The 12,695-nt window shown below is 69.9% G+C and carries 10 protein-coding genes and 1 pseudogene; 3 read left to right on the forward strand and 8 right to left on the reverse strand.

From position 1 onward, the window contains the following. The first annotated feature begins 279 nt into the window (after positions 1-279). On the forward strand, positions 280-672 hold the full coding sequence (locus AC08OO_RS18955) for an SCO5389 family protein (protein WP_476611101.1): 393 nt from the start codon (positions 280-282) through the stop codon (positions 670-672). A gap of 263 nt (positions 673-935) precedes the next feature. On the opposite strand, the gene AC08OO_RS18960 is transcribed toward AC08OO_RS18955, so the two are convergent. Continuing rightward, the gene (locus AC08OO_RS18960; protein ID WP_476611102.1) at positions 936-1,445 is read right to left on the reverse strand and encodes an AMIN-like domain-containing (lipo)protein; all 510 of its coding nucleotides are present in this window, start codon (positions 1,443-1,445) and stop codon (positions 936-938) included. A 388-nt stretch (positions 1,446-1,833) separates the two neighbouring features. Between AC08OO_RS18960 and AC08OO_RS18965 the strand changes: the two genes are divergently transcribed. Then, a complete protein-coding gene (locus tag AC08OO_RS18965; protein WP_476618829.1) occupies positions 1,834-2,943 on the forward strand; it encodes a CapA family protein in 1,110 nt (369 codons plus the stop codon). Positions 2,944-3,030: 87 nt separating this feature from the next. On the opposite strand, the gene AC08OO_RS18970 is transcribed toward AC08OO_RS18965, so the two are convergent. The 7 genes and pseudogenes from AC08OO_RS18970 to AC08OO_RS19000 form a co-directional block, all read right to left on the reverse strand. Next, a complete protein-coding gene (locus AC08OO_RS18970) occupies positions 3,031-4,425 on the reverse strand; it encodes a WS/DGAT domain-containing protein (RefSeq protein ID WP_476611104.1) in 1,395 nt (464 codons plus the stop codon). Positions 4,426-4,703: 278 nt separating this feature from the next. Continuing rightward, on the reverse strand, positions 4,704-5,753 hold the full coding sequence (gene pheA / locus AC08OO_RS18975; protein ID WP_476611105.1) for a prephenate dehydratase: 1,050 nt from the start codon (positions 5,751-5,753) through the stop codon (positions 4,704-4,706). A gap of 72 nt (positions 5,754-5,825) precedes the next feature. Next, on the reverse strand, positions 5,826-7,118 hold the full coding sequence (locus AC08OO_RS18980; RefSeq protein ID WP_476611106.1) for a dihydrolipoamide acetyltransferase family protein: 1,293 nt from the start codon (positions 7,116-7,118) through the stop codon (positions 5,826-5,828). Positions 7,119-7,122: 4 nt separating this feature from the next. Further along, complete coding sequence (locus AC08OO_RS18985; RefSeq protein WP_476611107.1) at positions 7,123-8,127, reverse strand: alpha-ketoacid dehydrogenase subunit beta; 1,005 nt, start codon at positions 8,125-8,127, stop codon at positions 7,123-7,125. Next, on the reverse strand, positions 8,124-9,290 hold the full coding sequence (pdhA, locus tag AC08OO_RS18990; RefSeq protein ID WP_476611108.1) for a pyruvate dehydrogenase (acetyl-transferring) E1 component subunit alpha: 1,167 nt from the start codon (positions 9,288-9,290) through the stop codon (positions 8,124-8,126). Before pdhA ends, AC08OO_RS18985 begins: the two co-directional genes overlap by 4 nt. A gap of 1,094 nt (positions 9,291-10,384) precedes the next feature. Continuing rightward, positions 10,385-11,308: pseudogene (locus AC08OO_RS18995) on the reverse strand (cytochrome b); the annotation flags it as partial. Positions 11,309-11,484: 176 nt separating this feature from the next. Further along, on the reverse strand, positions 11,485-11,661 hold the full coding sequence (locus AC08OO_RS19000) for a hypothetical protein (protein ID WP_476618830.1): 177 nt from the start codon (positions 11,659-11,661) through the stop codon (positions 11,485-11,487). A 368-nt stretch (positions 11,662-12,029) separates the two neighbouring features. Between AC08OO_RS19000 and AC08OO_RS19005 the strand changes: the two genes are divergently transcribed. Beyond that, positions 12,030-12,695 (forward strand): DUF6444 domain-containing protein (locus AC08OO_RS19005; protein WP_476611110.1); only part of this gene is annotated, 666 nt, incomplete at its 3' end.

Here is a 12,695-nt window from a genome sequence, read left to right on the forward strand (position 1 = left end):
GTGCGATGCGACGCGTCCGCCTCCATGCCGTCCGCCCGCCCGCCCGCATGATCGACCAGGTGATTTGTCGGGTCGGACGTCCTGTACCGTCCACCGGGGCGTGCGCCGGGTGCATGGAGGCGGACGCGTCGCATCGCACGGCAGATCCGGCGGGGTGTCGGGGCTCCCCGTCGCGGCGCAATCGATCTGCATGCGGAGTATTACTGTTGGTATTGACAACGGTTGTTACATCCAAGACAGTGGTGATCGTTGTCGCTGCCACCAGCCCAGGAGGTATCCATGTCCCTGACGGTGTCGCCCGACCTGTTGACGCAGGCCGAACAAGGTCACGTCGACGAGGCCGACTTCCTCGCCTGCATCCGCACTTCCCTGCCCTACGCCTACGGCCTGGTCGAGCGGCTCGCCTGCGAGCTGCCCACCGCAACCCGCGACTTCGCCGACAACCAGACCCCGCCCGCGGACGACGCCGAGCAGGGCCAGCTGTTGCGGGCGATGGCCAGCACCTCGATACGCGCGGCTCTGGAACGGCACTTCGGCGTGGCGCTGGCCTTCCAGAACTGCCATCGGTTGGCCGCTTTCCGCCCCCAGGCCACGAGCGGCGAGCAGTACCGCCGCTTCGTCTCCCCGGAGAGCCAGGTCCTCAACCAGCAACCGGAGTTCGTCAACTGCTAGTTTGGGCTCCCGGGATATTTTGATCCCGATGGCCCGGTGGGCCGGTGTTGTCCATTTTGGACCAGATTTTTTGTACCGGATCTGTCCTGGACGTTCATCCACCGGCCCGCCTGGCCCATCGATCAGAATCGGGTAACGCCCACGATGTGACGTCAGTCGGGGGGAGCGTCGAGGCAGACGGACCTCCTACCTCGCGTTCATCGACGCCACGAACACCAAAGCGTCGATCGCGCAACGGGGCAGGGCGCTGTGGCGTGTTACCGCTACCGCGTCGGGATGCTCAGGATGACGTCGCGGCCCACGCTGCTCACGGTCGGATGCGCCGGCGGTGCTGGCCTGCGTCCACACAGCCCGAGGTAGTAGGTCACCACACCCTCGAAGTCGCCGCCCTGCTTCACGTGGACGACATTCGTTGTCCGGCCGAGAGGGAAGAGGTTCCTTGGAGCGGTGGGTTGACCTTCGAGGTTGTGCGCGGCGGAATTGTGGAGGGTGACCTTCACGAAGGATCGGCCCAGCACAAAGACTCGATTACCGGATCCGTCCTGGATCAGCCCCGATCTCGGCACGTACTCGGCTCTGACATCTTTCGGCGCTGACGGCCGGAAGACGAAGGTGACGATGTCCACCCGGGCGCTGGCCGCGTGGGCGAAGCGGATGTGCATGAGCACAGGTGTGACCGGTGGAGCCGCCGCCCGAGAAACCCCCGCCTCGGTGAAGACCAAGCTGAGGGTGAGGAGCAGGACGGCGCTTATGGCTGCGGCGATCCTTCTCATTTCTGGTTCCTTTTTCTTCGCTGCTTGGGGGGCACCAAAAGGCGTCCAACCTGATACGTGTGGCCAAGCGTCCCGTGGTGGCGCCCGGGCCGGGCCGGGCACCGCACGCAGGGCGTGTGCGCCGCTCGCGCGGACCGCTTCCGGGTAACTGGCGCACGGCAATCGGTATGAGTCAGAGCCCTGCCACGGAGGGAGACACGGATCGCCGTTATGAGTCTCGGCGAAGGCGTTGGTCCTTACTCCGTGCATGAGGCCACCCCCTCGGGGGTTCCGCTCGCGGCCTACAGGTTCCGCCCTGCCCTGGGGGGTGTCAATTTGGCGAACCGGCGGAATCCGGGCCGGTGGCCGGTGGCCGGTGGCCTAGACTGGAACCGTGCACGATGGCGCGGTGACGCTGTTCCTCTGCGGCGACGTGATGCTAGGCCGCGGTGTCGACCAGATTCTGCCGCATCCGGGAGATCCGAGGCTTTCCGAGGGATATGTCCAGGATGCCCGCGCCTATGTCGAGCTGGCGGAGGCGGTGAACGGCCCGATTCCTCGTCCGGTCGAATTCTCCTGGCCCTGGGGTGACGCGCTGCCCGTGCTGGATGAGGTCCGGGCCGATGTTCGGGTGGTGAACCTGGAAAACAGCATCACCCGGTGCGATGACTTCGCCGCCGGAAAGGCGGTTCATTATCGGATGAATCCGGACAACCTTCCCTGTCTGGCCGCCGGCCGGCCCGATGTGTGCGTGCTGGCGAACAACCACCTGCTGGATTTCGGCCACCGCGGGCTCGTCGAGACCCTCGACGCGTTGTTCACGGCCGGGCTGAGAGCGGTGGGAGCCGGACGCGACGCGGACGAGGCGTGCAAACCGGCCATGGTCCCGCTCGGCGGGGGCCGGCGGGTCCTGGTCTTCTCGTTCGGCCTGTCCTCCAGCGGCATTCCACGGACGTGGGCCGCGACCCCGGGCCGGGCCGGCATCGACGTCATCCCCGAACTGTCGGACGCCACCGCCGAGGAGGTGACCGCCCGCGTCCGGCGGGCGAAGCGCCCCGGTGACCTCGTCGTCGCCTCCGTCCACTGGGGATCCAACTGGGGCTATGACGTAGACGACGACCAGATCCGCTTCGCCCGCCGGCTCATCGATGGCGGTGTCGACGTCGTGCACGGGCATTCGTCGCACCATCCGCGTCCCGTCGAGGTGTACCGGGACCGGCTTGTCCTGTACGGCTGTGGCGACTTCATCAACGACTACGAGGGCATTACCGGCTACGAAATGTACCGGGACGACCTGCGGCTGGCGTACTTCGTCTCCGCCGGGGTCGCCGTCGATCCGCCCGGCGCGACGCTGACCGGCCTGCGGATGGTGCCCCTGCAGACACGGCGGATGCGGTTGTGGCGCGCCGCACCCGAAGACGCCGGGTGGCTACGGGGGGTTCTCACCAGGATCAGCCGTGGCTTCGGGACACGGTTCGATCTCAACGCGCCCGGCGTGCTGTCGCTGCGCCAGCCATGAGCGAACCCTCGATGGTGCGCTCCAGCGCTTCGACAGCCTCGGCCAGCGACGAAGGCCGGAAGGTCAGGACCGGTCCGTCAGGCACGCTCACGCCGGCGTGGGGGGCACCAGCCGGCTGAGCACGTCGAGTTCCGCCAGCCACAGCTGCCCCAGCCGGGCGTGGTTCGGCACGCTGGCACTGGCCACGAACGTGACACCGACCCGCTCGTCGATGCCAAGCATGGCGACGGCCAGATGCTGACGTCCGACGAGTAGTTGGCCCGTGCCGACCAGCCCGGTAACCGCGCGTCCCGCGACAGCCAGCGGCCCGCGCATCGTCCGGACGTTGCTCGCCACCAGGGCCATCTTCCGGGTCTGGGCCGGGTAAGCGGCGGCGCCCGCGAGCATGCGGGGCGAGGCGATCGTCGCCAGGGTGGAGAAGTGGTGACGTTCCACCACCCCCAGCCCGCCCTTCTTCATGCGACGGGTCTCCGCGGCGATCCACGCCAGCCGCCGGCCGGGGTCCGGCTCCCCGCAGGGAAGCGGGACACGCACACCCGAGGAATAGTTCGACAGCACGTTCCGTTCGGCCGCGGTCCGGAAACTGATGGGCATCAGCGCGTGGATGGGCTGACGGTCCCGGCGCCATTCGGGAAGGGACCACGTCCGCAGCGCCCCGGCGAGCGCGGCGAGATAGACGTCGTTGACCGTGACATCGTGGTGGCGGGCCACGGCTCGCAGCGTGCCCAGATCGGTGGTGACCCAGGAATGTCGCGCCGGCCCGGCCGGCGGCCCGCCCCAGGCCTCGAGGGCGCGGGTGGGCGCCAGGCAACGCAGCCCCCGGCCGACGAAACCCGCATAGTCCGAGGACCGCGGCCGGCGGACAGCGGGAGGCAGGCCGAGGTCGAGTTCGTCCTCCCCCCCGAAGAGCAGGTGCAGCGCCTGGTAGAGCGCGAAGCCGTCCTGCTGGATGTGGCTGGTCCGGTACACCAGCACCGTGCCGGACGACCCCGGGGCGCGCAGCAGGTAGAGCATCCACGGCGGCCGGCTGAGGTCGATCGGCTGGGCGGCAATACGGTCGACGGCGGCACGCAGCCGCGCATCGCCGACACCACCGTCGCCCCCGCCCACACCGCCCACACCGCCCACACCGCCGGCGGACGGTAGGTCCATGGCAACAACGTGGTCGTCGACGTTCAGGCCTGGACCGCAGACCCAGAGGGTCTCGTTCGCCGTCGAGCGGCGACCGGAGAACCGGACCGCGACAGTCTCGAGACGGTCGGTAAGCATCCGTGCCCGAGGGTCGCGCAGCCGCTCGGCGACGTGCGCACGCAGGTCCGCCAGCTCCAGCGGAGGGCCGTCGACGAACAGCAGCGCACCGACGTCCTGGAACTCCCCGGGATTGAGCCGGCTGAAGGCGAGGTAGGCCCGGTCACCCGAGGTCAGTGGACGAGCGTATGTCCGCTCGGGACCGGCCTTCGTGACCACGTCGAGCAGGGCCATCAGACGCTCCCCCACCCCGTCCGGGGGCGCGGAGCGCAGGCCTGGAAATCGGGCTGAACAACTTCACCAGATTGACGCGTCAACACGCCAAAGACACATGGGCCCATGTACCTATTACTCCTGACTCCGAGCAGGCCACCGGGGGTCTGTGTCGCACGTCTCCACGGAACAGACCCGAATGGGGAAAAGAACACCGTACAGCACCATCACCAGCAACAATCAGATATGGCGTCGCCAGCGCAAGATAATGACGCGTTTACGACACCACCACGAAAGGGCTATGGCACCGCTTCATCAGGCGCACCGAACAATGGCCACCGGATCGCGTTCGCACGCCGCCCAGTTCGCACGCCGCCCAGGCCCGCACGCCGCCCAGATCCGCACGCCTCCCAGTCCTCGCCACGGCCGTCCAGGCAGCGAGCGAGCCAGTCGGCGGCCCTGACGAACTCGTGATCCGTCATGCTTGGGGGTACGGACGGGGCGGCCTCGTCGGCGCGGGGGTAGGACCCCAAGAAACGGATCTTCCGGCAGATCCGGTGCAGCCCCATCAGGGCCTCGCGCACCCGGCGGTCGCTGATGTGCCCTTCCGCGTCGATCGAGAAGCAGTACCGGCCCAGGCCCTCGCCGGTCGGCCTGGACTCGATCCGCATCAGGTTGGCCCCGCGAACGGCCCATTCCTGCAGGAGTTCCAGCAGCGCGCCCGGCTCGTCCGCGGCCGGCCACACCACGATGGACGTCTTGTCCGCGTTGGTCGGCGCGGTGGCGCGGCCTGGACGGCCGAGCAGGACGAAACGGGTGGTGGCGTCGGGGACGTCGTGGATGTCGGTCACGAGGGCCTCCAGTCGGTAGCGCCGCGCGGTGAACTCCCCGGCGAAGGCGCAGTCGAAGCGCCCCTCCCGCACCAGCCGGGCCCCCTCGGCGTTGGACGCGGCCGATTCCCACTCCGCGTACGGCAGGTGAGCCGCGAGCCAGCGGCGTACCTGGGCCCGGGCGACCGGGTGGCCGGTGACGGTCTTGACGTCCTCCAGCGTGGTTCCCGGCCGCACGAGCAGCGCGAAGCTGATCGGTAGCAGCACCTCGCGGCAGATCATCAGCGGCCTGCCGGTCGCGAGCTCGTCCAGCGTGGCGGTCACTGCCCCCTCGACGGAGTTCTCGATCGGTACCAGCGCGCCGGACGCGTCCCCGTTGCGCACCGCGTCCAACGCCTCCGCCACGGAGAGGGAGGGAAACAGCTCATGCGTCTGCGCATCCGGCAGTGTCCGCAGCGCGGCCTCGGTGAAGGTCCCCTCGGGGCCGAGGTAGGTGTAGCGGGGGGGGTAAGCAGGCAAGACAGACCTCCTAGGACCGGGGCGGGCAGCGGTCATCGCCTGCTGGTAAGGCGGTGGTCAGAGGTACGGCGATCAGAGGTGGCGCAGCAGCACCGTGGGGTCTTCGACCGCGTCGGCGACGAAGCGCAGAAAGGACCCGGCGGTGGCGCCGTCGCAGACTCGGTGGTCAAAGGTGAACGAAAGCTGCACGATCCTGCGGACCGCCAGTTCGCCGTCCACCGCCCAGGGCCTGGGGACGATCCGGCCGATGCCGATCATCGCGGCCTCGGGGTGGTGGATGATGGGCGTGGAGCCGTCGACACCGAAGACGCCGTAGTTGTTGAGCGTGAACGTGCCGCCGGTCAACTCGGCGGGAGTGAGCGTGCCCGCGCGGGCGGCGGCGGTCAACCGGGCGATCTCGGCGGCCAGTCGAGCGGTGGTCAGGCCCTGAGCGTGGTGCACCACGGGCACGACCAGGCCGCGCGGGGTCTGGGCGGCGAATCCCAGGTGGACGGCGGCGTGGTGGCGCACGCCGGTCGCGCGGCCGTCCGCGTCGGTGACGACGGCGGAGTTGAGTGCGGGAAAGCGGACCAGGGCTGCGACGCAGATGCGGGCCAGGATCGCCAGGAGACCGATTCTGGGCTCGGCGCCCCCCGCGTTGCGGGTGTCGTTGAGGGTGGCCTTGGCTGCGAGCAGCGCGGTGGCATCCGTGTCGACCCAGCAGGTGGCGTCCGGCACCTCGCGCCTGCTGCGCGCGAACGTCTCCGCCGCGCGCCGCGCCAGCGGGTCCAGCGGGACGACGGTCGAGTCGGTCCCCGCCGGGCGCGACGGAGCGGAACGCGGGGCGATGGCACTCTCCACGTCCTTGCGCAGAATCAGCCCGCCCGGGCCGGTGCCGACGAGTTTTCGGAGATCGACGGAGTTCTCGCGGGCGAAGCGGCGAACGAGGGGCGAGACGACCTTGACCACGGTCTGGGCGGAAGGCCCGAGTGGCGTCGCCGGTCCGGGAGTCGGGGTGAGCGCCGGTACGGGGGGCGCTCCGGGAGCGCCGACGCGTCGTCGGCGGCGGGTTCGGGGGGGTTCCGTGCTGGTGCCGTAACCGACGAGGATGTTCCCGGAGCCCGTTCGCCCTGCTGCCGGCTCGCTGACGGCCACGGTGATCAGTGGTGTGCCGACCGGGACACTGGTACCGGCCAGGCCCGCGAGGGAGGTGACGACGCCGGCGTAGGGGCAGGGCACCTCGACGACGGCTTTGGCGGTCTCGACCTCGGCTACGGGTTGGTCGACGGTGATGACGTCCCCGACGCCGACAAGCCAGCGGACGACCTCGGCGGAGGTCAGGCCCTCGCCGAGGTCGGGGAGGGGGAATTCGCGTACCGCGGCCACGGTGTCACTGCTCCCACTGGAGTCGGGCGACGGCGTCGAGGATGCGGTCGACGCTGGGAAGGTAGTGATGTTCGAGCATGGGGGGCGGGTAAGGGATGTCGAAGCCGGTGACCCGCAGGACGGGGGCGGCAAGGTGGTGGAAGCACCGCTCGCTGACGCGGGCAGCGATCTCCGCACCGACCCCGCCGAAACCCGCGGCCTCGTGGACCACAACGGCGCGCCCGGTGGCGCGGACCGCCTCGCAGACCGTCTCGTCGTCGAAGGGGACCAGCGAGCGCAGGTCGACCACCGCCAGGTCCCAGCCCTCCGAGCGCGCGGCCGCCGCCGCCTGGAGGCACACGGGGAGCGAGGGGCCGTAGGTCAGGAGGGTCGCCGAGGTACCGGTCCGGCGGACCACCGCGCGGCCGATCGGCGGCACCTCGGCCGGAGAGAAGTCGTTCGTGGACCGCTCGTCCATGGACCGCTCGTCCGTAGACCAGTAGAGCCGCTTGGGCTCCAGGAACACCACCGGGTCGTCCGAGGCAATCGCCGAGCGGAGCAGCCCGTAGCCGTCGGCGACGGTGGCGGGGGTGACGACGTGCAGGCCTGGGGTGTGCGCGTAGTAGGCCTCGCTGGAGTCGCTGTGGTGCTCGACGCCGCCGACGCCGCCGCCGTACGGGATGCGGATGGTGATCGGCAGCGTGGTCTTCCCGGCCGTGCGGTTACGCATCTTGGCCACATGCGACGCGAGCTGCTCGAACGCGGGGTAGGCGAAGGCGTCGAACTGCAGCTCCACGACGGGCCGCAGGCCGTACATGGCCATGCCCACGGCGGTGCCGAGGATGCCTGCCTCGGCCAGGGGGGTGTCCAGGCAGCGTTGCGCGCCGAATTCGGCAGCCAAGCCGTCGGTGACTCGGAAGACGCCGCCGAGGGTGCCAACGTCCTCGCCGAGGATGTGGACGCGCGCGTCCTCGCGCAGCGAGTCGCGCAACGCGGCGTTGAGGGCCCGCACCATGGTCGCGGCACTCATCGTGCGCCGTCGCTCTTGGCTGCGTCCGCGGCCTGCCAGGCCATCAGCTCGGCGGCCTGCTCACGAAGCTGGCTGGTCGGCTGGGCATAGACGTGCGTGAACAGTGAGCCCGGATCGAGATCAGGTACACGATCGAACTGGGCGCGCATCTCGGCGGCGAGTTCCTCGGCGGCCCGCGCGACTGCGGCGACGCCGGCGTCGTCGAGGAGACCGGCCTTGCGTAGCTGCCGCTCCAGCAGCGTCAGCGGATCGCGGGCCTGCCAGGCGGCGACCTCCTCCGAGGTGCGGTAGCGGGTCGCGTCGTCGGCGTTGGTGTGCGCCTCCAGCCGGTAGGTGACCGCCTCGACCAGCACCGGGCCGCGACCCGACCGCGCGTGCTCGACCGCCGCGCGCAGCACACCGTGCACCGCGGGCGCGTCGTTGCCGTCCACCAGGCGACCGGTGATCCCATGGCCCACCGCCTTGTGTGCCAGCGTCGGCGCCGCGGACTGCTGGGCCAGCGGCACCGAAATCGCATAGCCGTTGTTCTGTACCAGGAACACCACTGGCGCGTTCAGCACCCCGGCGAAGTTCAGCGCCTCGTGGAAGTCGCCCTCGCTGGTGCCGCCGTCGCCGATCAGGGCAAGCGCCACGACGTCCTCCGCCGCCCACGGATCCGAGGCCGCGCGCAGGCGAGCGGCGTGGGCCAGGCCCACCGCATGGCAGGCCTGGGTGGCCAGCGGAGTCGACAGCGGCGCGATCCGGTGCTCCCGCGGATCGTAGCCGCTGTGCGCGTTCCCGCGCATCAGCGTCAGCGCGTCCACCGGGCGCACGCCCCTCGACACCACCGCCAGCGTGTCGCGGTAGCTGGGGAACAGCCAGTCCGACTCCCGCAGCACCATGGCCGCGGCGATCTGGCATGCCTCCTGGCCGGTGGACGCCGGGTACACGGCGAGGCGGCCCTGCCTGGCCAGGGTCGTGGCCTGCTGGTTGAAGCGCCGTCCCAGCACCAGACGGTGGTACAGGACGCGCAGCAGATCGGTGTCGACCTTCCCCGCCGCCTCCGTGCCGAGGACCCGGACCGGCTCGGGGTCGGGCAGGAGCGGAGCCGGGTCACGACGCGGACCGTGGGAGCTCGGCGGCCCGACGAAGCCGGGCGCGGTGCTGTCGTCGAGGATTGTCATGGTCCACCTTCGGCAGTTGGTGGCGGAAAGGGTTCGGGGATGCCGGTCAGGTCTACGCCGCCGTTGACCGGCTGCTGATGCAGGTCGGAGCTGTCCGTGGGCTGGCGGGCGAACTGGGGAGGACTCGTCCACCATCGGGCCTGGTCGGTCTCGCGGAAGTGGAGCGCCGGTGCACGATCAGCAGTAAGGTCCGCTCGGCCAGCGGTCCTCGATGCGTGCTGGCTCGCGGTCTCGGACTCCGGACGCGGACGCCGGACTCCGGACGTCGGACTCCGAGTCGAGCTGCGGGACCTGAGCAACAGCCTGGCCAGGACGAGAGGTGCTTCTCACCGTCCGGATGAGCCGCCCAGGCCAGGTTCGACGATCAGGAAGCGAGGTACGGGGAGCCGTGGCCTCGCTTGAGCTGTCCCGGTTCGCCGGCTTGCCCGGTTCGGGCGCCGTCCGTGGTCACGATCCTCCTCCGCTCAACTTCTCGGCTCTGGTCCTCTGATTTTCCATCCCCCGTCGGCGGCTGGATCGTGTCCATAATCACCTTGATAGTCATCGGGCGGGCTCCGGCATGGCATTAATGCGTGGAGCGCGCCGCGCATCAGGTAGAAATACTTTCGTAGGTCGGCTCGCCGAAGAGGCGGGGGTAGCGAGTCTGACGTAACCGGTGGAAAACCGACCCCGAGGGCTTGAGGTGCTTGTCATCTCACCGGCGACAGGAGTGAATCTGCCTGGTCAGGGCCGTGCGGGCCCGATCCTCGCCGAGTCGGGCCCCGGCTGGCGTGAAGTGCGCAGCGCGACGTTCACCGAACGAGCCGGCCAGTACCGCTCGCCGCGGAAGTACCCGGCTGTTTCGATGCCATGTTTGTCGGTTGAATTTCCCTGGGCATCGGTTCTCCGCTGTGACCAGCGTCTCGTGGGAGCCCGCCGAAAGTGCCTTCGACGGCTGTTACGTTGCTCTCCGAGCCCGTGCCAGGTTTTTATTGGTTGGGCCAGGCGAGTTGATCCTCTCGGCGCGCCGTTCAAATGGTGGTCGCCTGTTGGCTGACGCTTGCGTTCCGGGAATACCCATTATGGGCCCCCGCCGGCCGAATGCTAGGCGCGGGGACGGGTGAAGAAGCCGACGACGGCGCGACGACTGCGAGCAGGCCGGCGGTGATGAGCAGGAAACCGACCGACTTGGCGGCGTAGCCGGGGAACAGCCGGCTACCGACAACGTTGTCCTCCGTCCGGCCAGGGCCGGGGAACTGGGTGTGCTTCTGGTGCCACAGGATCCCCGGGTGGGCGCCGATCAGCGCGAGGAGGAGACCCGGGACGAGCAGGATGTGCACCGCGTAGAGCCGGGTGATGAAGTGCGTGCCGGGGAACTCGCCACCCCAGAAGCCCCAGGCGATCCAGGTTCCCACGACGGGGATGGACTCGGCGATCGCGTAGGCGATACGCACCCCGGTCCCGGACAGCAGGTCGTCGGGCAGGGAGTAGCCGGCGAAGCCCTCGGCGATGGCGAGCAGCAGCAGGCTCACCCCGATCAGCCAGTTGATCTCCCGGGGGCGACGGAAGGCGCCGGTGAAGAAGATCCGGCACAGGTGCACGATGATCGCCGCGACGAACAGCAGCGCCGCCCAGTGGTGGATCTGGCGGATGACCAGGCCGGCGCGGACGTCGAAGGAGATGTCGAGGGTCGAGGCGTAGGCACGGCTCATCGTCACCCCGCGCAGCGGCACGTAGGAGCCGTCGTAGACGGTCTGCTGCTCGCTGGGTTCGAAGAAGAACGTCAGGTAGACCCCGGTGGCCACGAGCACGCCGAAGCTGTAGAGCGCGATCTCGCCGACCATGAAGGACCAGTGGTCGGGGAAGACCTTGTTCATCACGCTGCGCAGGAACCTCGCGCTGCCCAGGCGCCGGTCGATGAATCCGACCGCCTTGTGACCGGCAGCGGTCACCGGCGATTCCCGCCCGGGGCCCGGCGATTCCCGCCCGGGACGGTCCGCGCGCCGCGTGGAGGTCCCGGAGCCGGTGGTGGCGGTCATGAGCGGCTCCAGAAGCCGGGCCCGACCGGTTCGGGGAAATCCGACCGGGCTCGGAAACACCCATCGGCGTCGACCGTGACGGGCAGCTGGGGCAGGGCACGGGTCGCCGGGCCGGGCCGCCCCGTCTGGTCCAGCCGGTCGCTGCGGTCGCTCCGCGTCGGCGGAGCCCGCCGGAGTCAACGCCGTCCCTGCGGAAGCAGGGCCATCACGCCCCCGAAGGCGAACACGGCGCAGGCGAGCACGAGGGTTTCACCCAGTGCCCGGCTCGTCACGACCACGGCATCGACAGCGAACAGCGCGCCGGCAAGCGTCGCGAACGCCGCGGAGATCGCCAGACCGCGTGGAAAGATCATATACTCCTCCTTCGGGCTCATCGCCGTACGCCGCCGTGGCGGCCCCCACCGGCCTTCACCGGCGCCCCTGTATCGACCATCACCGGCCCTCGCCCGGTGCGGAGGTGCCGCGCGACCCCGGGCGGCGTCCTGCGAGTTCTTCTCATCGGTGGATTCGTGCTGGAACACCAGGCCCACGATGGTGATCGCGGTCAGCACGCCACCGATGAACAGCAGCCAGTAGGTAGCTGTTCAGCTGGGGTCGCAAGGGGCGGCCAGCCATCCGCTGGATCTTGTTCTGTGGTCGCTTTGGTGGTTGCGTAACGGTGGGTCGTGATCGCTAGCTTGCGGGTGTGGGATCCGGCAGCCGGCCGACGTACGAGGAGCTCGTGCAGCTGCTCGCGGACCGCGACGCCACGATTGCCGATCAGGCTGCGCTGATCACGGAGCAGGCCCGGTTGATCGAGCTGCTGGCCGCGTGGGTCGAGCAGTTGGAACGCCAGGCAGGCAAGGACAGCGGCACGTCGTCGAAGCCCCCGTCCTCGGACAGCCCTTACGCGAAGAAGGCGCCGAAACGGTCGTCGCGGACGTCGTCGGGCTGGTCGCGGGGGAAGCAGCCCGGCAGGCCCGGGCAGACCCGGAACATGGTCGCGGACCCGGATGAGGTCATCGTTGTTGATCCGCCGGTCTGCGGGGGCTGCGGTGGGTCGCTGGCGGGCGCGCCGGTGTTCGCGACGCGCCGCCAGCAGATTTTCGATGTTCCGCCTCCGCCGCCACGCCCGTATGTGACCGAGTACCGGATCGTGGCCAGGGTCTGCCCGTGCTGCACGGCGACCAGCGCCGGGCAGGCCCCTGCGTGGGCGACCGGCCGGGTCGGGTACGGGCCGGGCCTACTCGCCCGGGCGGCGTGGTTGGTCTGTGCCCATCACCTGCCCGTCCGCCGTGCCGCCGCGGTGCTCGCCGCCCTGGCCGGCGCGTCGGTGCCAACGGGCTGGGTCGCCTCCGTGCGGGGCCGCGCGGCCCGGCTGTGCGAGGCGGTGTTCCTGCCGCGGGTG

The organism is Frankia sp. CeCAU1 (genome assembly GCF_977971845.1).

Bases quoted from the DNA above. Each gene is read 5' to 3' on its own strand.
- AC08OO_RS18955 (WP_476611101.1), top strand. From the start codon at position 280: ATGTCCCTGACGGTGTCGCCCGACCTGTTGACGCAGGCCGAACAAGGT.
- AC08OO_RS18960 (WP_476611102.1), bottom strand. From the start codon at position 1,445: ATGAGAAGGATCGCCGCAGCCATAAGCGCCGTCCTGCTCCTCACCCTC.
- AC08OO_RS18970 (WP_476611104.1), bottom strand. From the start codon at position 4,425: ATGGCCCTGCTCGACGTGGTCACGAAGGCCGGTCCCGAGCGGACATAC.
- AC08OO_RS18985 (WP_476611107.1), bottom strand. From the start codon at position 8,127: ATGAGTGCCGCGACCATGGTGCGGGCCCTCAACGCCGCGTTGCGCGAC.
- pdhA (WP_476611108.1), bottom strand. From the start codon at position 9,290: ATGACAATCCTCGACGACAGCACCGCGCCCGGCTTCGTCGGGCCGCCG.
- AC08OO_RS19000 (WP_476618830.1), bottom strand. From the start codon at position 11,661: ATGATCTTTCCACGCGGTCTGGCGATCTCCGCGGCGTTCGCGACGCTT.